Below are 22,145 nucleotides of genomic sequence, written 5' to 3'. Positions count from 1 at the left end.
GTCGGGCGCGAGTACTCCTTTGACGTAGACCCAACGGCCGTCACGCTTCTCGAACGTGCTGCGCTCGTGGAGCCGCTCACGCCCGTCGGCGGTCCGATAGTGCGCGGTGAAGACGACCTCACCAACGGTGTCGAACGGCGTTCCGCCCGAGGTCGATTCGATGTCGAGGCGATACCAGGTGAGTGATTCGTCGAGTTCGAGGGTGCGAGGGCGCGTGCGCGGATGCCAACTGTCGAGGAGGTGTTCGCGGTCACCGACGGCGAATGCGGTGAACCGGGAGCGCATCAGCGCCTCCGCGGTTGCCGCGCGGCGCCCGCCGTCGAGAATCGGACCACAGCAGTCCGCGAACGGCAGTCCCGAGGTGCAGGGGCAGCGTTGCGGGCGCGTCCCGGCTCCGGTGGAGTTCGTCATCCTGGTGAGGATAGGCGGCCGGGGTGAGTGTGCCGCACGGACCGCCGGGCGGTGGTCGTCGGCGCCCAGGCAACTGACAGGCCGGACACACGATGGTCGCAGTGTGCGGCGGTGAGATGTCGGTATGACCAGCAACGAACATGCGCTCGACGCCATCCTCGTCGTCATGGACGGCACCGCGCGGGCACGATCGATCGTGCATCAGATCCTGCGTTCGGGCCGCAACGTCGCCGTCGCCGGGACGTCATCGCGCGACCTCGTCCCCTATGTCGACGCAGCAGTCCGTCACCGGGTCTGGGCCGTCGTCGCCGACCCGTCCGATCCGGCGCAGGTCGACGCGATCATCGAACGCGCCACCGACATCGTCGGGCCCGTCATCATGATCGTCGACCCGGGAGGGCTGTTGTCCGACGTACACTCCGCCGACAGACGCGTCGCCTGAGACACCTCACCGGCCCCCGAGCTGGGCCGGCGGTGACATCGTGGACGGGTGGACATGACATCCGACGACGAGATCGCACTCCTGGCCGACGCCGATCGACGCGCACGGGCGTGGACGGCGGGGATCGGACGGGGCGAGCGACGGGTCTTCCCGTCGACCGAATCTGTCGCCCGACTCGACAGCTTCGCAGAACCGTTCCCGACGGCGGGACGGCCGGCCGCCGAGACCATCGCGATGCTCGACGAGATCGCCGGTGCAGGTGTGGTGGCGTCCAACGATCCCCGCTACTTCGGGTACGTGGTGGGGTCGACACTCCCGGTCGCCGCCGCAGCCGAACGGATCGCATCGGCATGGGATCAGTGCGCGTCGTCGTTCGACAACTCGCCGGCCGCCCATGTGCTCGAGACCCGGGCCGGACGGTGGGTGCTCGACGCACTGGATCTACCCACCGGGTCCGCAGTCGGGTTCACCACGAGTGCGACGGCGGGGGCGGTGACCGCGCTCACCGCGGCGCGCCGCCGACTCCTCGAACGACAGGATTGGGACGTCGACCGCCGGGGCCTCGCGGGCGCGCCGCGGATCCGCGTGGTCATTTCGGCGCAGGCCCACATCACCGTCGTCCGGGCACTGCGCGTCCTGGGGTTCGGCCTCGACACGATCGAGCGCGTGCCCGTCGACGAGTACGGGCGCGTCGACGCCACACAGATGCCCGAGCTCGACGACACCACACTCGTCGTGCTGCAGGCGGGCGAGGTCAACACCGGCGAGTTCGACCCGTTCGACGACGTCATCCCGGCGGCGCGACGGGCAGGCAGTTGGGTGCATGTCGATGGCGCTTTCGGCCTGTGGGCTCGTGCGTCGCGCACACACCGACACCTCACGTCAGGAATCGACGGCGCCGACAGCTGGACGACCGACGGCCACAAATGGCTCAACACCCCGTACGACAGTGCGATGGTGATCGTCCGCGACGCACCCGCGCTGTCCGACGCGATGAACTCGGACGCCTCCTACCTGACCGGGACCGCCGACTCCCAGAAGAACCTGACCCTGGAGTTCTCCCGTCGCGCACGCGGTATCCCCGTGTGGGCGGCTCTGCGCACACTCGGTTCCGAGGGCGTCGAGGATCTGGTCGACACCTGCATCGCCAACGCCCAGTACGCCGCCGTGCGGCTGCGCGGCTCGGACCTCACCGTGGTGAACCGCTGCGTGCTCAATCAGGTGCTGGTGCGCGCCGACACCCCCGACCAGACGGTGGCCGTGCGCGAACGCGTCGTGCACGGCGGCCGCACATGGTTCGGACCGTCGGTATGGCAGGACCAGCCGGCGTTCCGGATCTCGGTGTCGTCGTGGCGGACACGACGCTCCCACATGGATGATCTGGTGACCGAGCTGCTCACACCCCTTCCCCGCGCCCCGCAGACCTAGCGGGAATCGTCGCCCACAGACGATTCCCGCTACGTCTGCGAGGCGGGGTGTGCGGGTGGATCCCGTGTTCGCGAAGGGAACCATGGGCGGGGGTGTCGCCATCCTGCCGTCCGGTGACACCGTGTACGCGCCGGCCGTCGCGACGATCGTGGCCGCCCAGCCGACCGGTCACGCGTTCGGCATGGTCCTCGACGGCGGTATCGAACTACTCATCCATGTCGGCATCGACACCGTCCAGCTCAAGGGTGAGGGATTCGACGTCAAGGTGAAGGCCGGCCAGAAGGTCGAGCCGGGGACGCCGCTTGTCACGTTTGACCGCGCCGTGATCGAGGCCGCCGGTTATCCGCTCATCACCCCGGTCGTCGTGATGAACACAAAGAAGTTCGCCTCGGTCGAGCAGATCGCCGAGGGCGAGACGGAGGTCGGCGCACCGATCATCGCGGTCGAGGCGAAACCGAAGGCGTGAGTTGCCCTTCGTGACGCTCGACTATCGCCTCGCTCCTCAGGGAACAGCAATGCCCGGCCGGCGCCTCGCACCTCAGGGGGCATGGGTGGCGGTGGCGAACGTCATCGACACCAGGACGAACTGGCGGACCCGGCCCGGGACGCGTGCGCCGCAGGTCGACAGCAGCGGATCGGAGAGGTGCTCGGCCAGGGTGACGTCGATCGGGCCGTCAGATCCGCTCAGCTGCACGTGGATTCGGTGATCGGACCGCTCGACGTCGAGCGGCACGAGTGCGTCGATCCGGTCCTCACCGGTCTTCTCGCGAACGAAGTGTTGGGCCGCCTGAACGGCGTGTGGCAGCGACGTCCGGCCACGTAGTAGGGAATCGACCAGTCGCCCTTGGGTGTACCGATGGATGATGTCGGCGGGATCGGCGACCGAGTCGACACGTCCGTAGCAGAGTCCGTGCGGCAGGACGAGCATCGTGGCGGCGAACCGATCGCCGCCGACATGGGAGCACTCCCACGTCCAGTCCGGGTACGCGTCGGCGATCGCCGAGGTCGCCGCTCGGCCCCGCACCGCGCAGCACTGATCGTGTTTGCCGTGTGCACAGATCGTGACGAGCGGCTCGGACGACCGCTCTCCGTCGGAGCCGTCGAGAGCGAGGTCGAGATAGCCGGACGGGTCGTCCACCTCGCCGCGATGCACCGTCTCGGCGCCGGGCTCGGCCTGGACGATGAACCAGCGCCAGCGCGGAGTCGCCGAGCGTCGCCCTGGGCGGCGGATCGCGACGATCCGCATGCCGGTGGCCTCGACCCGGCGCACGATGGCACGGCCGAGTTCGGGCTCCAGGATCGACGGGGACGTGAGGAACACCGACGGCCCCCAGGGCCCGGCCAGTTCGAGGAACAGCCACGACGATCCGGCGGAAGCGGTGCCGAACATGGGGTCGTCGCGCTCCGCAGACTGATCGCTGCAGGGACGGCGATCGGTCATCCGTGGCGCCTCATCGACGTCGACCCTTCGGCACCCGATGAGCAGCCGCGATCAGCGCGCACAGGTACGACGACCGCCTCGCGAAGGAGTCGACGCAGCAGGACGGCGCCGTCCACGGAATCGAGCCCCGGGAGCCGGTCGGCGCTGACCTCCGACCCCGTCATGACCGCCGCCACGGCGTCGCCGCAGAACGACGGGAACCCGATCGTCCGATCCGACAGCCGCAGCTCGACGCGTTCACCTGCGGGCAGCAGGTCGCCCACGAGACCGCGGCGCCACCGTAGAACCGTCTCGGTGGTGAGCGAGCCCGCGGCATCGACGGTCGCCAGCGGCCGGACCGCCTCGGGGCGGGTGCGATCGGCGTGCCGGGCCACGAGGGCTTCGGCCGCACCGGTCGTCCACTGTTCGGATCGGTTCTGCCATTCGTCGACGACCGTCGCCATCGCCGTGCGGACCACCGCGACCGTGTCGGCGCGGTCCGTCAGGTCGATGCCGAGCGGCAGTGATGCACGCAGGTCGTCGATGATCCCGGCCTCGTCGACGATCGCGGCCAGCACGTCGCGCACGGTGACCGGCGAGACCCCGATCGTCAGGTGGACCGAGGTCTCCCCCAGCGCTCGCGCGGAATGAATCCACCCACGCGGCAGATACAGTGCGTCGCCCGGTTCGAGCACGATGTCGAGGACGGGTTCCTCATGGGCTCGTCGTGCGACGGCGGTTCGGTGATCGGTCCACGGTTGAGACGACAGCGGATCACGATGCACCGGTGCGTGCACGGTCCACCGCTTGCGGCCGGTCGTCTGGACAACGAAGACGTCGTGCACGTCGTAGTGCGGGTCGAAGCCACGATTGGACGCGGGAGTGATGTAGGCGTTCGCCTGCACGGGATGACCGAGGTCGTCGACCATGCCCCGCACGAAGTCGATGACCGGCGGCCACAGCCGGTGCAAGCCCTGCAACACGATGGTCGCGCCACCACTGAACTCGGCCAACACCTTTGCCGAGTCGACCTGATCGGGCATCTCCGCGCCGAAACCCTGCGGGCCGAGATAATCGTCGCGAGCGAGAACGCCGCCGTCCCTGGCCATCCGGATGAACGGTGCCCGCACCCCGCGCTCGGCGATGAGCTCGTCGACCATCCGGGCCGTGAGCAGGTCGTCGAAGTCGCGGGGCAGGGACACCGAATTGCTGTGCAGCGGTTGCCGACCCCAGTACTCCTTCGCGAAGGTGTCCGGGTCGACCGCGATACAGCGACTCAGCACCGGGCGGCCGTCATGCGGTGCCGTCGGCGCCTCCGTCGTGTCCGCCCGGGTTCGAGCCGCCGTCGGCCGGTCCCTCACCGGCGTCGGCGGTGCCGTCGGCGCCACCGTCGTGACCGTCGGGGTTCGAGCCGCCGTCGGCCGGTCCCTCACCGGCGTCGGCGGTGCCGTCGGCGCCACCGTCGTGACCACCCGGGTTCGATCCTCCGTCGGCAACTCCTTCGCCGCCGGCGCCGGACGTGGTGATGTCATCGTCGTCGAGTGCCATCGGTGATCCTTTCTGCTCGCGAAGCCACCGAGGATCGGAGGCTCCTGTCTCCACTATGGGCAGCGGGGCGTCCGGTGTCCCGGCGTTGGCCGGATCTCCACCAGTCGCTGCGGTCGTGGCGACCTCCACCGCTCACCCGTTTCGGATGATTCCCCCTCACCGGCCCCGGCAAACACCGGTCGCGCACCACTCCCGGCGTAGCGTTCTGTCGGTGAGGAAATGGGGCGTTCTGCTCATCCTGTGTGCGGCGCAGTTCATCATGGTCCTCGACACCACGGTGATGAACGTGTCCGTTTCCGCGGTGGTGGTCGACCTCGACACCAGCATCACCCAGGTGCAGCTCGCGATCACGCTGTACACGCTCGTCATGGGCTCGTTCATGCTGTTCGGTGGCCGTCTCGGTGACATGTTCGGTCGTCGGCGCGTTTTCTCCATCGGCCTGCTGGTGTACGGCGCGGGGTCGCTCATCACGGCATTCAGTCCGAACATCGGCACTCTCCTGTTCGGGTGGTCCTTCGTCGAAGGTGCCGGAGCCGTGCTGGTGATGCCCGCGATCATCTCGCTGACGGCCGCGAACTACGACGGCAAGGATCGCGCGACCGCCTACAGCGCGTTGGGCGGGATCGCCGCGGCCGGCGCCGCGGCGGGGCCGCTGATCGGCGGCTGGGTCACCGAGACCCTCACGTGGCGGGTCGTGTTCGCGGCGGAGACGGTTGTCTGTGTTCTCGTCATCGCGTGCGTGCGGGTCATCGCCGACACCGGGCGATCCGGCTCACGGCGGATGGACTGGGGCGGCACGTTCCTGTCCGCGGCCGGCCTCGGGCTGATCGTGCTCGCGTTGCTGAAGTCTGGTACGTGGGGCTTCGTCAAACCCTCCGGTGCGCTCGAGATCGGCGGGACGGAGATCACACCGTTCGGCCTGTCGATCGTCCCGTTCATGATCGCGGCGGGCATCTTCGTCCTGATCGCGTTCGTCCACTGGGAGCGGCGCGTGATCGCGCACGGACACGTGCCGCTGATGCATCCCGACCTGCTGCGAAAACTCCAGTTGCGCAACGGCTTGGTCATGCTGATCGCACAACAGACGATCATCGGCGGGATGTTCTTCGTCATCCCGATCTACTTGCAGTACGTACTCGGGAAGAATGCTTTCGAGACCGGGCTCACGCTGGCACCGATGTCTGTTGCGATGTTGATCGCCGCGTTCTCCAGTCCGAGATTCGCTGCGACACAGTCACCTCGACGGATGGTGACAATCGGCCTGCTGCTGGTGATCATCGGTTCGTCGGTGCTGATCACGACGATCGATCCGGAACTCGATGGCGTGGTCTTCGGCGTCGGGATGACCGTGTTCGGTGCGGGATTCGGACTCATCGCCTCGCAGTTGGGCAACGTGGTCATGTCGTCGGTGGGTGAGCGCGACCGCGGAGAGACCGGCGGGTTGCAGGGCACCGCGCAGAACATCGGCACGTCGGTGGGCGTCGCGCTGCTGGGTGCGCTGCTGATCGCCTCGTTGAGTTCGGACTTCTCCGCTGCCGGTCAGGCGGATCCCGATCTGTCCGCCACCACCAAGACACAGATCGCCGAGGCATCTGCCGACGGGGTCGAGATCCTGGGGCGGGATCAGCTCGAGCAGGTCGCACAGGACAACGGGATCCCGGCGGACGAGGTGGCCACGCTGATCGACCACTACGTCGAGGCACAGCTGTTCGCCATCAAGATCTCGATCCTGCTGGCCGTGTTCCTGGCCGCCGTCGGACTCGTGATCGCTCGACGACTCCCCCGGGTGCCCGCCGCCGAACTGTGACATCCGAGTCCGGCGGCGGCCGGGTCGTCAGCTGCCGAGGATCTTGGCCTTCTGTGCGGCGAACTCCTGCTCGGTCAGGATGCCCTGCTGGTACAGCGCGCCCAGCTCCTTGAGTTGCTCGATGGTGTCCTGAGCGGGGGCGGCCGCGGGTGCCGGCGCGACGGGGGGAGCCTGCACGGGTTGGGCTGCGGGTTGAGAGTGGCGCTGCTGGTTCTCGTAATCCTGCTGCGCCCAACGGTTCGCCTGACGTCGGGCGACGCGGTTGCTGACCGACGTGGCGGTCCCGGCGATCACAGCGGTGCGCGCTGCGGCTCGGATCAGTCCTGGCATGGGAATCTCCTCAGATGTGGGGCGGATGCGGTGTGGATGGGCGGGGAGGTCAGGCCTCGACCTCGTCGAGCGCGGCGACGAACTCGTCGTAGGGGATGCGTCCGGTCGCGACGACCTGGGCGCCGTTGCCGCGCAGCGCGGCCGCGAACTGTGCGGCCCAGGCATTCTCATACACCAGCAGGGCGGCCGCCGACCCCGGATCGAGTACCGACGCCGCCTCGGTGACGTCGCTGTCGCCGATCAGGTCGGCTGAGGCACCGTCGAGGATCGCGAACTCCGCGCCGAGCTCGTCGAGCGCCAACTGCGCGACGGTCCCATCCTCGGCTTTCATGATGAAGGCGAAGTCGATGATGCGGATGATCCCGCGCTCGACCAGACCGATGAGGTGAGGGAGTGCTTCTCCGTTCGGCTGTTTGCTACCGGACCACTCCACCACTACATAGTCGATGGGTCCGATCTCCTGAACGACTTCTTCGGCCATGGGAGCTCCTCGCTGCGTCGCGATTGACAAGTGACGGCCGATCGGATGGCGCGGTGATTGACCTCCGAGTCGATGGTAGATCGCCGCGGTGCCCGTGACAGGCGTCGGCGGACATCTCATCCGTATCGGGCGAGGGATCTATACGCTGATCGGATGTCGAGTTCCGGCGTGCCGCCCTCCACCGCCCGCTTCGTGAGTGCGGGAATCCTGGTGGCGCTGGCCGGGATCTGTTACTCGTCGTGGGTACTGGAGTTCCTGTGGCCCAGTCCCCTCGACCCGCTGCGCAGTTTCCTCAGCGAACTCGATGCAGCACAGCGCCCGCATCGTGAGGTGTATGTCGCCGGTGACGTGACGACATCGTGCGCCGCGATGCTGGCCGCGCTGGTCATGCTGATCCCCCGACCACTCGTGCGTGGCTTCCCGGCGATCTGCGCGGTGGTCGCGTTGGGCGCGTTCGGTGCGTCGACCATCGCAGACGCCCTGCTGCCGATCGAGTGCATCCCCGGTGTCGATGCCGGGTGCCCCTCCGAGCCGAGCGGAATCCTCCCGCAGCTGCACCACGTGCATGCGCTCACCAGCACACTGGCCGTCTTCTCCATCTTCACTGTCATGATCGCGGCCGTCGTCGCCACGTTCCGGGCCGGCGTCTGGCCGATGCTGCGGGCGGCCGGGACGATCGTGTTCGCGATCGTCGTGGTGGCCACGGTGTGGATGCTCGTCGCCGACAACCTGAGCGGCGACTACCGCCTGGGGCTGGCACAACGAATCCAGGTGGGCGGAATGACCGTATGGCTGATCATCTGGGGATGGTCGATCGCCACGAGCCGTCACCGCGACGATCGACCGTCCACAGAGCTCTGATCAGAGCTCTGATCGCCGCTACCTGAGGTCGACGACGTCGGCAGCCGGTGCGTCGTCGTACATCTTGACGATGTGATCGGCGTACTTCGTCGCAATCGGCTTGCGCCGCAACTTCATCGTCGGCGTCAGTTCGTCCCCGCCCGGATCCCAGGCGTCGGGCACGATGGTGAACCGCTTGATCTGCTCGACGCGGGACAGTGTGCCGTTGCCCTCCCGGATCGCCGTAGTCACTTCGTCGAGCACCTCGCGACGTCCAGCGACGGTCGCGACGTCGGCATCGGGGATGTTGAGGTGCTTGGCACGCGCCGCCGCCGCATCCGGATCGAGGACCACGAGCGCAGACACATACGGTTTGGCGTCGCCGATCGCGACGACCTGACCGATCAGCGACGACGCGGCCTTCATCGCGTTCTCGATGTTGGTGGGCGACATGTTCTTGCCCGCCTCGTTGATGATGAGTTCCTTCTTGCGGTCGACGATGGTGACGTTGCCGTCGGCGTCGATGGAGGCGATGTCTCCCGTGGCGAGCCAGCCGTCGGCGTCGATCGTCTCGGCGGTCTTGTCGGGTTGCTTGCGGTATCCACGCATGACCACAGGCCCGCGGATGAGGAGCTCGCCGTCGTCGGCGAGCTTGGTCTCGACACCCGCCACCGGCTTGCCGACGGTCCCGATCTTCAAGTTCTCCGCCGTGGTCATCGTGGAGACGCCGGTGGTCTCCGACATCCCCCAGACCTCGAGCACCGGGATTCCGAGCCCCAGGAAGAACTGCAGGACCTCGGCCGGGATCGCCGCGGCGCCCGAACCGGCGAAGGTGATCTCGTCCATCCCGATCGCGGCACGGACCTTGTGCAGCACCAGCTTGTCGGCGAGGCCGTGCTGCACACCGCCGAGCAGTCCTTCGCTGCGACCGTCGAGGTGGGCCTTCGCCGATGCCGCCCCGGCACCCAGCGCCCAGGCGGCCAGGTTCTTCTTGACCGGACTGGACTCCTCGGCCATCTTCGCCTCGATGCCGGCGCGGATCTTCTGCCAGACACGTGGGACGCCGAAGAAGAAGGTCGGTCGGACCTCCGGCAGCGCCGCGGCGATCTCCCGCGGATCGGGCACCGTGGTGACCTGGATTCCGCGCACCATGTTCGCACCGTGCGAGGACACCCGGTCCGCGATGTGCGCGGCGGGCAGGTATGAGATCACCCGGTCGTCGAATCCGACCTCGACGTGCTGTTCGAGCGCGGCGAGCTGGGCGATCACGTTGCGATGCGTGATCTCGACACCTTTCGGCGGACCGGTGGTCCCGGAGGTGTAGATCAGGGTCGCGAGATCCTCCGGCTGCACGGCACGCCAGGACGCGTCGAGATCGAATCCGTCGGGGGCAGATGTCGCCTCCAACTCGGCCAGCGTCATCGCATCGCTGGCGGCACCGTCGACGACGACGGTCGTCGTGACGGCGGTGTGCGCCGCCCGGATCGCGGGCAGGAACACCTGCTCGGTGATGACCACCGTGTTCTCGGCGTTGCCGAACAGATACTCGATCTGATCGGGCGAACTGGTGTTGTAGATCGAGAACGGGATGGCCCCGAGGTGCAGCGCCGCAGTGTCGACGAGGTGAAACTCCGGCCGGTTGGTCAGCATGATGCCGACGGTGTCGCCGCGGCCGACTCCGAGCGCGGCCAGACCGCCCGCGATCGCCTCGACCCGCGCGGCGTACTGCGCCCAGGTGATCTGTTGGATACCGCCGACGGTCCGCAGCGCGACCGCGTCGGGACGGAGGGTCACCGTCTGCTGGAATGCCTCCGGGAGCGTGGCCACCGCGGCCCCACTCTCATGTGGAAATGTGATGCGTTCTGTCTCCGCCATGACCGAAATCCTCGCTTTGCCCGACATTGTGGTCGGCATCACAGTACCGGCAGTTCGAGTGCATGGACAGCGATCAGCGAGATTGGTAATCCAACGGTAAAAAAGTGACGTCAGAGCAATGTTCTCGGCGTCTGACGCCGCGGGTCAGCTGGCCACCGGACGCAGTTCCCAGGCACCGCCGCCGGTCAGCTCGAGCACCTCGGTGTGATGCTGATCGGTCGTGCTGCGGTGACTGACCGACACCAGGATGGTGTCCGGGAGTTCGGTGCGGATCAAGGTGTACAGCGAGTACTCGAGTCCTTCGTCCACCGCCGAGGTCGCCTCGTCCATGAACACGACCTCCGGCCGGGTCAGCAGGATGCGGGCGAACGCCACCCGCTGCTGCTCGCCCGGCGACAGCACCTTCGACCAGTCCTCCTCGTCGGCGAGACGACCGGTCAGATGCGGCAGGAACACCTGCTCCAACGCGGCGCGGATTGCGTCGTCGCCGACATCGTCGGGCAACGCCGGATAGGCGACCGCGGTGCGCAGATCGCCCAGCGGGATGTACGGGATCTGGGACAGGAACAAGGTCCGATCGCCCGCGGGTCGCGTGAACTCGCCGTCGACGAAGGGCCACAATCCGGCGAGTCCACGCAGCAGCGTCGTCTTGCCCGACCCGGAGCGGCCTTTCACGACCAGCGCGTCACCCGGATCGAGCGACAGGGTGAGGTCGCGGATCAGCTCGTCGCCGCTCGGCGTCGCGATGTCGACGTCGGTCAGGCGGACCGCACGGTCGCGGTCGGCGGTGGCGATCGCCGGCAGTGTCCGCGACTTCTTGTCCGCGTCCTCGAGACCGTCGAGGCGGATGATCGAGGCGCGCAGATCGGCGAAGTCGTCGTAGGAGTTACGGAAGAACGACAGTGCGTCGTGCACGTTGCCGAAGGCGTCGGAGGTCTGGGTCACGTCGCCGAGGCTGATCCGGCCCTCGAAGAACCGAGGCGCCTGAACGAGATACGGAAAGACCACCGACAGCTGCGTGATGCTGAAGTTCCATCCGACGAACTTGAGGTTCCGATAAATGATCTGCCAGTAGTTGGCGATGACGGCGGCGAAGCGTCCCATCAGGCTGTCGTGCTCGACCCGCTCGCCCCGGTAGAAGGCGACGTTCTCCGCGCCGTCGCGAACCCGGACGAGCGCATAACGGAAGTTCGCGGTGAGGCGCTCGCGCCAGAAGTTCAGGCGGATCAGCGGATGGCCGATCCAGAACGCGATGACCGTCGCGATCAGCACGTACATGAAGACGAGCCACACCATCATGCGCGGGATCTCCACGCCCCACAGGGTCATGGGCCCGGACAGGTTCCACAGGATCTGGGTGAACGAGACGATCGTGACCAGGGCGGGGATGACGCCGTTTGTCGACGACCCACCCGAGCTGAAGAGCAGCAGCCGGCTCGACTGCGCGACATTGGTGATATCGGCCTCGATGCGCTGATCCGGGTTGTCGATGCCGGGTTGGATGCCGGAGTCGTTGCTGTCGTCGCCGAGATCGACGAATCGGTTGCGGTAGAACGCGCGACCGCGCATCCAGTCGGCGGTGGCGTGGGAGGTGAGCCACTGGCGCCACCGGATCTCGAAGGCGGCGCCGATGTAGAGCTCGACGAGCGTGCGCACGACGTGCACCGCCGCGATGGCGGCGAACACCCACATCGAATGCCAGAAGCCGGCCTTGCCGGCGTCGATCAGTTGCTGCGCCTGCGGTCCCTGTCCGTTGAGTCCGGAACCGACGTTCTGCAGCGATGTGAAGAGGTCATTGCCCCAGTAGGAGAACAGGATCGACATCCGGACACCGAAGATGCAGAAGATCAGCAGAGCCAGGATGTAACCCCACGCGACCACCCGGGTGGACGGCCCCGCAAAGAAATCGCCGTTGACCCGCCAGAACTGCTGTCCCCACCGGGTGAAGCGTGCGATCACGAATCCCACCAGGAGCAATCCCGCGAGTGAGATCGCGCTCGCGATCACGATCCACCTCAGAGATGTCCAGATCTCGGTGGACCAATCGATGCTGTATTCCATCAACCCCCCTCGGCGTCGGCCGGCGTGCGGTCGGACAGATCGCCGCAGTCTAACCCGCGCCGTGTCATCCCACCGGACGACCCGCGGTGGACGTCAGCCCACGGGGCGCAGCACCGCTCCGGCGGCAAGGGCGGATTCGGACACGGTCTCCTGGAAGGCATTCCCGACACGGACGACATATCCCCCACGTCCGGCCTCGACGTCGTGAGCGCTGAACGGGAGTTCGCAGCGACCGGACTCCGCGGTCCGTCGCTGGCCGAGCGTTGTCGTCGCGAGCTCGGTGCCGCGTTCATCGGAGATCTGTACGGGCGTCCCTGGTCCGATCTGCATCGCCTGCACCGAGGCCGACGGACACACGACGATTCCGCGCGCGGTGAAGAAGGACGCGTTGACCGATCCGACCAGCAGGGCGACGACAGCGATCGCGGCGAACGCCAGGCCGGCGAGAGAACTGATCACCATGATCGGAGAACGGGTGCTGCGCTGCCAGGTCCGTTGCTGCAGCATCGGCCCGGACTGCAGCCAGTACTGGGGCTGCACCGGCGGCTGTGCGGGATGGTGCGCGGGCTGATACGGGATCGGATCGGCCCGTGGCGGCTGGGCCGAGGTCATGGAGAACAGTGTGCCATCGGGGCCGTCAGTTCTTCGGCGGGAAGTACTTGATGAGGGCTTCCTGCACGACCGAGGTGGCCAGCGTGCCGTCGCGCATCCAGAACCGGCCCGAGCCCATCCCGCGGGAGCCGGACGCCACCGGTGAGCGGGTGGCATAGAGCATCCAGTCGTCGAACCGGAAATCTCGGTGGAACCACATCGAGTGGTTGACCGTCGCTGCGAAGAGTCGGTCGATCCCCCACGACAGTCCGTGCGTGGTGATGATCGAGTCGAGCACTGTCGTGTCCGACGCGTAACACATCGCGGCTACGTGCAGGATCGGGTCATCGGGCATCGGACCGTCGGTCTTCATCCAGACCCGGTTGTCCTTGAGCTTTGCCCCCGCGTCCCGCACCTTCCAGGTGGGATCGTTGGCGAACCGGATGTCGATGGGGTGCATCGCGTTGACGAATGTCGCGATGCGGTCCTCGTAACCCTTGAAATGCTCGCCGAGCGTCGGCAGTTCCTCCGGGTACGGCACCTGCGGGATCTCGACCGCGTGCTCGAGCCCGGCCGTGTTGTCCTGGAAGGCGACGAGCATGGTGAAGACCTCGGCACCGTCCTGCATGGCGGTCACCTGGCGGTTCGCGAACGCCTTGCCGTCGCGGAATCGCGCGACGTGATACTCCATCGGCTTGCTCACATCGCCGCCCCGGATGAAGTGGGCGTGCAACGCGTGGACCGGAGGCTTTCCACGGGTCAGGGTACGCGACGCGGAGATGACCCCCTGGGCGAGCAGTTGACCGCCGAAGGTGCGGGCGGTCTTCTGCTCAGGGTGCTGCCCGAGGAAGAGGTCGTCGTCGCGCTGCTCGACGTCGAGGAGTTCGAGAAGTTTGCCGAGATCCGCGGATTGTTCGGTCATGAGAGCACACCCTATGCCCTCGGTCGGCACTCACTCGAGATGACTCCTCCCGAGCCCCTTCGTGACGCCTTGCTCGTTCCTCGCGAGGCCCTCAGGGATCGTTTGCTCCGGTCAGTGGTCCTGTTCGCCGATGCGGTGGACGTGAATCATGTTGGTGGAGCCCACGGTTCCGGGCGGGGCGCCGGCAACGATGACCACCACGTCACCCTCGTCGAGCCGACCGATCTTCAGCAGCTGCTGATCGACCTGGTCGATCATGTGGTCGGTGGTGTCGACGTGATCGACGATGAACGTCTCGGTTCCCCAGCTCAGGGCGAGCTGACTGCGGACCTCCTGGGTCGGCGTGAACGCCAGCAACGGCAGCCGCGAATGCAGACGCGCGAGACGCCGCACGGTGTCACCGGACTGTGTGAACGCCACGAGCGCCTTCACCTCGAGCCGCTCACCGATATCGCGGGCGGCATAGGAGATGATGCCGCGTTTGGTGCGCGGCACGTGCGACAGCGGCGGCACATCACGGGGACCGCCCTCGACCGCACGCGCGATCTTGTCCATCGTCAGCACCGCGTCGATCGGCCACTTGCCCACCGACGTCTCACCCGAGAGCATCACCGCGTCGGCACCGTCGAGTACGGCATTGGCGACGTCGGAGGCCTCCGCGCGCGTCGGACGCGAGTTCTCGATCATCGAATCGAGCATCTGCGTCGCCACGATCACCGGCTTGGCATTCTCCCGCGCCATCTGGATCGCGCGCTTCTGCACCAGCGGCACCTGCTCGAGCGGCAACTCCACACCGAGATCGCCGCGAGCGACCATGATCGCGTCGAACGCCAACACGATCGCCTCGAGGTTCTCGATCGCCTCGGGCTTCTCCAGCTTCGCGATCACCGGGATACGACGATCGACGCGATCCATCACCTCGTGCACGAGTTCGATGTCGGCCGGGCTGCGCACGAACGACAACGCGATCATGTCCACGCCCAGCTCGAGCGCGAACTCCAGGTCGGCGATGTCCTTCTCCGACATCGCCGGCACCGACACGTTCATCCCGGGCAGCGACAGTCCCTTGTTGTTGCTGACCGGACCGCCCTCGGTCACCCGGCACACCACGTCGTTGCCGTCGATGCCGGTCGCGGTCAATCCGACCTTGCCGTCGTCGATGAGCAACCGGTCGCCGACCGAGGCGTCCTCGGCGAGCTGCTTGTAGGTGGTCGACACCCGATCGTGGGTGCCCTCGACATCGTCGACGGTGATCCGCACCTCGTCACCGGTGGCCCACATGACCTCACCGTTGAGCGCGCCGTCATCCCGGAACTTGCCGAGGCGGATCTTGGGTCCCTGCAGGTCGGCGAGGATGCCCACGGCCTTCCCCGTGGCGTCGCCGGCCTTGCGCACACGGTCGTAGACGGACTTGTGATCCGCATGAGAGCCGTGGCTGAAGTTGAGCCTCGCAACATCCATGCCCGCTTCGACGAGCTCTTTGAGACGCTCGTCGCTGCTGGTGGCCGGACCGAGGGTGCAGACAATCTTTGTACGCCGTGTCACTGTGTTCACCTTAGTCGGGTTGGGTCGCCATCTCTATCTCGGTGGCGAGTGGTCACCTGCCGGCCACATGGGGTTAGAGGAGGTCAGAGGGCGGTCCCCCACCGTCGCGAACAGAATGAAACCGACGATCCCGCGCGCGTTGCGGTGGGGTCGGCGGTGCTGTCGGCGACGGTCACCGCACCGACAGCGGCAACGCGGCCGGCCGCACCGGCGACGGCAGGTCCGATTCGCCCATCAGGAACTCGTCGACGGCACGCGCCGTCGAGCGCCCCTCGGCGATGGCCCACACGACCAGCGACGCTCCCCGATGGGCGTCACCACACACGAAGACGCCGGCCGCATCGGTCTGCCAGTCGCTGCCGCACGACAGCGCACCCCGACCGTTCGGCTCGATCCCGAGGTCGTCGAGCAGCGGGCCGCGGGTCACCCCGGCGAAGCCAATGGCGAACAGCGCCATGTCGCAGGGGATCTCGAACTCGTCGCTGATCGGCGTGACGACGCGGCGACCGTCGGACTCGCGCCGCACCTCGACCTCGGCGAGCACCATGGTGGTGACGTTGCCGTCGTCGTCGCCGACGAATCGCTGCACGGCGACCTCGTACTTGCGCTCACCGCCCTCGGCATGGGCCGACGACGTCCGCATGACCAACGGCCACGTCGGCCACGGTGACCGGTTGTCGTCGCGGTCGCTCGGCAGCTCGGGGTTGTAGTCGAGCTGCACGACCGACGCCGCGCCCTGCCGGTGCGCGGTGCCGAGGCAATCGGCCCCGGTGTCGCCGCCACCGATGATGACCACGTGCTTACCGGCCGCGGTGATCGGCGACGGCCCGTCGCCCTCGCACTCACGGTTGGCGGGCACGAGGTGCTCCATCGCCAGGTGTACGCCGTGCAGGTCGCGACCGGGCACGGGATTGTCGCGGGCCTCCATCGCGCCGATCGCCAGTACGACGGCCTCGTGCCGGGCCCGGAGCTCGGCCACCGCCAGGTCAGTGCCGACGTCGCAACCGGTCACGAACTCGGTGCCTTCGGCCCGCATCTGTGCGATCCGGCGGTCGATGTCGGATTTGGGGAGTTTGTACTCGGGGATGCCGTATCGCAACAGGCCGCCGATACGGTCGTCGCGCTCGTAGACGGTGACGTCGTGGCCGGCCCGGGTGAGCTGCTGGGCCGCGGCCAGACCCGCCGGTCCGGATCCGACGACGGCGACCGACTTGCCCGACCGGGCCGCGGGCGGTTCCGGACCGATGATGCCCTCCGCCCACGACTCGCTGGCGATGGTCTTCTCGATCCGCTTGATGGTGACGCTGCCGCCGGTCGTCGGCTCGCTGATCGACAACACACACGCCGACTCACACGGCGCCGGGCAGACCAGGCCGGTGAACTCGGGAAAGTTGTTCGTGGCGTGCAGGCGTGCACTGGCCGCGTCCCACCGTCCCCGCCGGACGAGGTCGTTCCACTCCGGGATGAGGTTGCCCAGCGGACATCCGGCAGTGCCGGAGTGGCAGAACGGAATGCCGCAGTCCATGCAGCGTCGGGCCTGTTCGGATACCTCGCCCAGTTCCCGTAACGGGTTGTCGGGGTGGGCGTAGACGTCCTGCCAGTCCTGCACCCGCTCGGTCACCGGGCGGTACTTCGCCTCTTTCTTGGGGATCTCCAGGAACCCGCGTGGATCAGCCACGTGCCGCCTCCATGATCGCTGAATCGACGTCGCGCCCTTCGGCTTCGGCCATGCGGGCGGCATCGAGAACTCGTTTGTAATCGGTCGGCATGACCTTCGTGAACGCCAGGCAGCGCCGCGGCCAGTCGGCGAGCATCGACGCACCGATGGCCGAACCGGTCAGCTCGGTGTGTTTGGCGATGTTGTCACGCAGGAACCGCAGGTCGTCGGGATCCGGTCGGAGCAACTCGACCATGGCCATGTTGACCTTCGCAGGATCGAGGTCGTAGACGAACGCGATCCCACCGGACATCCCGGCCGCCAGGTTGCGCCCGGTCGGCCCGAGAATGACGACACGCCCACCGGTCATGTACTCGCACGCGTGGTCGCCGACTCCCTCGACGACCGCGGTGGCACCGGAGTTGCGCACCGAGAACCGTTCACCCACACGGCCTCTCAGGTAGACCTCGCCCGACGTCGCGCCGTACAGGATGGTGTTGCCGGCGATCACCTGGTCCTCGGCGATGAACCAGGCGTCGGGATCGGGCGCGACGACGATCTTGCCGCCGCACAACCCCTTTCCGACGTAGTCGTTCGTGTCGCCGGACAGCCGGATGGTGACGCCCGGTGGCAGGAACGCGCCGAGCGACTGGCCGGCCGAGCCGGTGAGTTTCACCACGATGGAATCCTCGGCCAGACCGTCGGCGCCGTACCGTCGCGTGACCTCCGATCCGAGGAGGGTGCCGACGGTCCTGTTGACGTTGCGCACAGGCAGTTCCAGCGTGACCGGGTGCGCGTCCTCGAGCGCTCCCTCGGCGAGCTGGATCATGGTCTGATCGAGCGCACGGTCGAGTCCGTGGTCCTGCCCGCGCATCCGTCGGGTGGGACCCTTGTCCTCGTACTTGCGGAAGATCGGCGACAGGTCCAGGCCGCGGCTCTTCCAGTGGGCGACCGCCTCGTCGGTGTGCAGCCGCTGAGACTGTCCGATCGCCTCGTCGAGGGTGTGATAGCCCAGCTGCGCCAGATACTTTCGCACATCCTCGGCGATGAACCGGAAGAAGTTGACGATGTGTTCGGCCTGCCCGGTGAACCGCGCACGTAGCTGCGGGTTCTGTGTCGCGACCCCGACCGGGCACGTGTCGAGATGGCAGACCCGCATCATGATGCAGCCCGACACGATGAGCGGGGCGGTCGAGAAGCCGTACTCCTCGGCACCGAGCAGCGCCGCCATGATGACGTCCCGTCCGGTGCGCAGCGCACCGTCGCACTGCACAGTGATCCGGTCGCGGAGACCGTTGAGCATCAACGTCTGCTGGGCGTCGGCGAGCCCGATCTCCCACGGGGTGCCGGCGTGCTTGAGCGAGGTCAGCGGTGAGGCGCCGGTACCGCCGTCGTGGCCGGAGATCAGGACGACGTCGGCGTGCGCCTTGGACACGCCGGTGGCGACGGTTCCCACACCGACCGCACTGACCAGCTTCACGTGGATGCGCGCCTCGGAGTTGGCGTTCTTCAGGTCGTGGATCAGTTGCGCGAGATCCTCGATCGAGTAGATGTCGTGGTGCGGCGGCGGCGAGATCAACGCCACCCCCGGCGTCGAATGACGTGTCTTCGCGATCCACGGATACACCTTGTACGCCGGGAGTTGTCCGCCCTCACCGGGTTTCGCGCCCTGCGCCATCTTGATCTGGATGTCGGTCGCGTTGATCAGATAGTCACTGGTGACGCCGAATCGTCCCGATGCGACCTGCTTGACCGCGCTGCGTCGTTCGGGGTCGTAGAGTCGGTCGACGTCCTCGCCGCCCTCCCCCGAGTTCGACCGGCCGCCGATCCGGTTCATCGCGATCGCGATGGTCTCGTGCGCTTCGGCCGAGATGGATCCGTAGCTCATCGCACCGGTGTTGAATCGAGTCATGATCGACTCGATCGGCTCGACCTCGTCGAGCGGGATCGGGTCACGCCCGGCCAGGTCGAAATCGAAGAGGCCCCGCAGTGTCCCGCCCTCGCGGGAGAGCTTGTCGACCTCGTCGGAGTACTTCTGGAAGACCTCGGCCTGACCGGTCTTCGTCGCGTGCTGCAACAGGAAGATGGTCTCCGGGGTGAACAGGTGCAGTTCACCCTCCCGGCGGTACTGGTACTCGCCGCCGACGTCGAGACGTCGGTACACCTGCTCTGTCGGATTCTCCGGGAACGCGCGATGGTGGCGCATCCGGACCTCTTCGGCGAGTTCGTCGAGACCGACGCCCTCGATTCGCGAGACCGTCCTGGTGAAGTACTCCTTGACCACCGCCGACGACAGGCCGACGGCCTCGAAGGCCTGGGAAGCGGTGTAGGAACTGATGGTCGAGATGCCCATCTTGCTCATCACCTTGAGCACACCCTTGCCCAGAGCCTCGAGGTAGTTGCGGATCGCCTTCGACGACGGGACGCCGGTCAGCTCGCCCTCGGCGATGAGGTCCTCGATCGTCTCCAGCGCCAGGTACGGGTTGACCGCGGCCGCGCCGAACCCGATCAGCAGAGCGATGTGGTGCACCTCGCGGGCATCGCCGGATTCGACGACGAGTGCGACCTTGGTGCGCTCCTTGGTCCGGACCAGGTGATGGTGCACCGCTGAGATCGCGAGCAGCGATGGGATCGGCGCGTGCTCGCGGTCGGTACGCCGGTCGGAGATGACCAGCGTCGTATGGCCCTCGGCAATGGCCTGGCTCGCCCGCATCCGCAGGTCCGCGAGGGCCGCCTCGAGGCCGGGACCGCCCTCGGCCACCTCGTAGAGCCCGTGCAAGACCTTCGCCGACAACCCGGGGTTGTCGCCGTCGTCGTTGATGTGGACGAGCTTGGCCAGGTCGTCGTTGTCGATGACGGGCCAGTGCAGCAGGATCTGCCGGCACGACGCGGCAGTGGGGTCGAGCAGGTTCTGCTCGGGCCCCATCACGCGTGCCATGGACGTGACGATCTCTTCACGGATCGCATCCAGTGGCGGGTTGGTGACCTGTGCGAACAGCTCGACGAAGTAGTCGTAGAGCAACCGGGATCGCTGGGACAACACCGCGACCGGGGTGTCGGTGCCCATCGAGCCGAGCGGTTCGTACCCGGATGCGGCCATCGGCGTCAGGAGCACGCGGAGGTCTTCTTCGGTGTAGCCGAACGACACCTGGCGACGCACCACCGTGTCGTGATTCGGTTTGTAGACGGGCCGGTTGGGCAGGGTCGCGATGTCGAGCAGGCCCGCATGCAGCCATTCGTCGTAGGGCTCGGCGTGGATCAGGTCGCCCTTGATCTCCTCGTCGGGGATGATCCGTCCCTGCTTGGTGTCGACGAGGAACATCCGACCCGGTTCGAGGCGGCCCTTGGAGATGACGTCGTCGACGGGGACGTCGAGGACCCCGGCCTCCGACGCGAGGATGACCCGGCCGTCGCGGGTCTGCCACCAGCGGCCCGGGCGGAGACCGTTGCGGTCGAGCACGGCTCCGACCACGGTGCCGTCGGTGAACGTGACGCACGCCGGGCCGTCCCACGCCTCCATCAGGGACGCGTTGAACTGCAGGAAGGCGCGCCGTCGGGGATCCATGTCGCCGACGTTCTCCCACGCCTCGGGAACCATCAGCATCACCGCGTGCGGGACGCTGCGACCGCCGAGGTGCAGCATCTCGAGCACCTCGTCGAGGGACGCCGAGTCCGACGACTCGGGCGTGCAGATCGGGAAGGCACGGCTGAGATCGCCGGGGATGAGGTCGGTGGCCAGCAGGGCCTCCCGGGCGCGCATGCGGTTGCGGTTGCCGCGGACCGTGTTGATCTCGCCGTTGTGCGCCACGAATCGAAATGGATGCGCGAGCGGCCACGACGGAAAGGTGTTGGTGGAGAAGCGGGAGTGGACGATGGCGATCGCGCTGTGGCAGCGGTCGTCACGCAGGTCGTCGTAGTAGAGCGGCAACTGCATCGTCGTGAGCATGCCCTTGTAGACGATGGTGCGGCTCGACAACGACGGGAAGTACAGCCCGGTGCCCGCCTCCTCGATCTCCGGTGTCATGCGTTCGGCCTGCTTGCGGAATCCGAAGATGTGGCGGTCGAGGTCGAGGCCGCCGATGCGCTGCCCGCCGGCGGCGGGATCGACGGTGACGAAGAGCTGCATCATGAACGGCATGCAGCCCGCCGCGGTCTCGCCGATGTCGGCGCGCGCTGCGTCGACCGGGAGTTCACGCCAGCCGAGGATCGTGATGCCCTCGGCGTCGGCAAGAGCACTCACCCGCTCGATCGCGCGCACGCGCAGGGCGGGGTCGACGGGCAGGAAGCAGGTACCGGCGGCGTAGGTGTTGTCGCCGGCGGGAGTGGGCGCCGGAAGATCGAAATCGACCACCGCGCGCAGCAACTCGTCGGGCAGCTGGATGAGGATGCCGGCACCGTCGCCACTGTTGACCTCGGCGCCCGCCGCCCCTCGGTGTTCGAGATTCTCCAACGCCAACAGTCCGTCGGCGACGATCGAATGCGATCGACGACCGTGGACGTCGGCGACCATGGCGACGCCACATGAGTCGACCTCGGCCTCGGGGTCGTACAGACCCTGCTTGGCCGGGAGCGCAGAAAACAACATCTCGAACCTCCACTCGACTCGGTGACGAATCGCAATGCTCGATGTCCTCAGGGACAACGCTGGCCCGTGGAGCAGTGACGATGCAGGGGTCGAAGGGGCTGATCCCGTGCACCGCGAATCTTCATCGTATCCGACCGAATCCGCTGGTGCGCTCTGGTCGGATGTGATCGATGTCCGATCATGGTGTGAACCGGCCGACCTG

Annotated in this window: 18 protein-coding genes; 5 read left to right on the top strand and 13 right to left on the bottom strand. The window is 67.2% G+C overall.

Annotated features, from left to right (window positions below):
• Positions 1-411 (bottom strand): YchJ family protein (locus tag QSJ19_RS02640; RefSeq protein WP_286318126.1); only part of this gene is annotated, 411 nt, incomplete at its 3' end.
• A 124-nt stretch (positions 412-535) separates the two neighbouring features.
• Between QSJ19_RS02640 and QSJ19_RS02635 the strand changes: the two genes are divergently transcribed.
• The 3 genes from QSJ19_RS02635 to QSJ19_RS02625 are packed head-to-tail and all read left to right on the top strand — an operon-like array spanning position 536 to position 2,747.
• Positions 536-853, top strand: coding sequence for an SDR family oxidoreductase (locus tag QSJ19_RS02635; protein WP_286318125.1), 318 nt, complete (start codon positions 536-538; stop codon positions 851-853).
• Positions 854-907: 54 nt separating this feature from the next.
• A complete protein-coding gene (locus tag QSJ19_RS02630) occupies positions 908-2,281 on the top strand; it encodes a pyridoxal phosphate-dependent decarboxylase family protein (protein ID WP_286318168.1) in 1,374 nt (457 codons plus the stop codon).
• Between the two features lie 55 nt (positions 2,282-2,336).
• Complete coding sequence (locus QSJ19_RS02625) at positions 2,337-2,747, top strand: PTS sugar transporter subunit IIA (RefSeq protein WP_502876073.1); 411 nt, start codon at positions 2,337-2,339, stop codon at positions 2,745-2,747.
• Between the two features lie 72 nt (positions 2,748-2,819).
• Here QSJ19_RS02625 and QSJ19_RS02620 read toward each other — a convergent pair whose 3' ends face one another.
• Genes QSJ19_RS02620 through QSJ19_RS02610 form a run of 3 tightly spaced genes read right to left on the bottom strand, consistent with a single transcriptional unit; the run spans position 2,820 to position 5,249 of the window.
• On the bottom strand, positions 2,820-3,722 hold the full coding sequence (locus QSJ19_RS02620) for a ferredoxin family protein (RefSeq protein WP_286318124.1): 903 nt from the start codon (positions 3,720-3,722) through the stop codon (positions 2,820-2,822).
• Complete coding sequence (locus QSJ19_RS02615) at positions 3,719-4,984, bottom strand: cupin domain-containing protein (RefSeq protein WP_286318123.1); 1,266 nt, start codon at positions 4,982-4,984, stop codon at positions 3,719-3,721. Before QSJ19_RS02615 ends, QSJ19_RS02620 begins: the two co-directional genes overlap by 4 nt.
• A gap of 10 nt (positions 4,985-4,994) precedes the next feature.
• Positions 4,995-5,249 carry a BatC protein gene (locus QSJ19_RS02610; protein ID WP_286318122.1) on the bottom strand — a complete coding sequence of 85 codons (255 nt, stop codon included), beginning with the start codon at positions 5,247-5,249 and terminating at the stop codon, positions 4,995-4,997.
• Positions 5,250-5,460: 211 nt separating this feature from the next.
• Here QSJ19_RS02610 and QSJ19_RS02605 point away from each other — a divergent pair, with 211 nt between their 5' ends.
• Positions 5,461-7,056, top strand: a complete 1,596-nt coding sequence (locus tag QSJ19_RS02605) for an MFS transporter (RefSeq protein ID WP_286318121.1) — start codon at positions 5,461-5,463, stop codon at positions 7,054-7,056.
• A gap of 27 nt (positions 7,057-7,083) precedes the next feature.
• On the opposite strand, the gene QSJ19_RS02600 is transcribed toward QSJ19_RS02605, so the two are convergent.
• Positions 7,084-7,386, bottom strand: coding sequence for an SHOCT domain-containing protein (locus QSJ19_RS02600; RefSeq protein WP_286318120.1), 303 nt, complete (start codon positions 7,384-7,386; stop codon positions 7,084-7,086).
• A 49-nt stretch (positions 7,387-7,435) separates the two neighbouring features.
• Positions 7,436-7,867, bottom strand: coding sequence for a DUF6325 family protein (locus QSJ19_RS02595; protein WP_286318119.1), 432 nt, complete (start codon positions 7,865-7,867; stop codon positions 7,436-7,438).
• 153 nt (positions 7,868-8,020) lie between these two features.
• Between QSJ19_RS02595 and QSJ19_RS02590 the strand changes: the two genes are divergently transcribed.
• On the top strand, positions 8,021-8,728 hold the full coding sequence (locus tag QSJ19_RS02590) for a DUF998 domain-containing protein (RefSeq protein ID WP_286318118.1): 708 nt from the start codon (positions 8,021-8,023) through the stop codon (positions 8,726-8,728).
• Positions 8,729-8,746: 18 nt separating this feature from the next.
• Here the strand turns inward: QSJ19_RS02590 and QSJ19_RS02585 are convergent, their stop codons facing one another.
• The 7 genes from QSJ19_RS02585 to gltB all read right to left on the bottom strand — a co-directional run bounded on the left by QSJ19_RS02585 (position 8,747) and on the right by gltB (position 21,943).
• Positions 8,747-10,582, bottom strand: coding sequence for an AMP-dependent synthetase/ligase (locus QSJ19_RS02585; protein WP_286318117.1), 1,836 nt, complete (start codon positions 10,580-10,582; stop codon positions 8,747-8,749).
• 144 nt (positions 10,583-10,726) lie between these two features.
• Entirely contained in the window at positions 10,727-12,643 is a 1,917-nt protein-coding gene (locus QSJ19_RS02580) for an ABC transporter ATP-binding protein/permease (protein WP_286318116.1), read from the bottom strand.
• A 93-nt stretch (positions 12,644-12,736) separates the two neighbouring features.
• Positions 12,737-13,255, bottom strand: a complete 519-nt coding sequence (locus tag QSJ19_RS02575; RefSeq protein ID WP_286318115.1) for a hypothetical protein — start codon at positions 13,253-13,255, stop codon at positions 12,737-12,739.
• Positions 13,256-13,280: 25 nt separating this feature from the next.
• Positions 13,281-14,156 (bottom strand): acyl-CoA thioesterase, encoded by an 876-nt coding sequence (locus QSJ19_RS02570; protein WP_286318114.1) that lies wholly within the window; start codon positions 14,154-14,156, stop codon positions 13,281-13,283.
• A 111-nt stretch (positions 14,157-14,267) separates the two neighbouring features.
• Complete coding sequence (gene pyk, locus QSJ19_RS02565) at positions 14,268-15,701, bottom strand: pyruvate kinase (RefSeq protein ID WP_286318113.1); 1,434 nt, start codon at positions 15,699-15,701, stop codon at positions 14,268-14,270.
• A 172-nt stretch (positions 15,702-15,873) separates the two neighbouring features.
• Positions 15,874-17,379 (bottom strand): glutamate synthase subunit beta, encoded by a 1,506-nt coding sequence (locus QSJ19_RS02560; RefSeq protein WP_286318112.1) that lies wholly within the window; start codon positions 17,377-17,379, stop codon positions 15,874-15,876.
• Positions 17,372-21,943 (bottom strand): glutamate synthase large subunit, encoded by a 4,572-nt coding sequence (gene gltB, locus QSJ19_RS02555; RefSeq protein WP_286318111.1) that lies wholly within the window; start codon positions 21,941-21,943, stop codon positions 17,372-17,374. Before gltB ends, QSJ19_RS02560 begins: the two co-directional genes overlap by 8 nt.
• Positions 21,944-22,145 lie beyond the last annotated feature (202 nt).

The organism is Gordonia sp. ABSL11-1, assembly GCF_030315685.1.
Taxonomy (GTDB): domain Bacteria; phylum Actinomycetota; class Actinomycetes; order Mycobacteriales; family Mycobacteriaceae; genus Gordonia.
The sequence above is the reverse complement of the archived record's forward strand: the minus strand, read 5'-3'. Positions and strand labels throughout refer to the sequence as shown.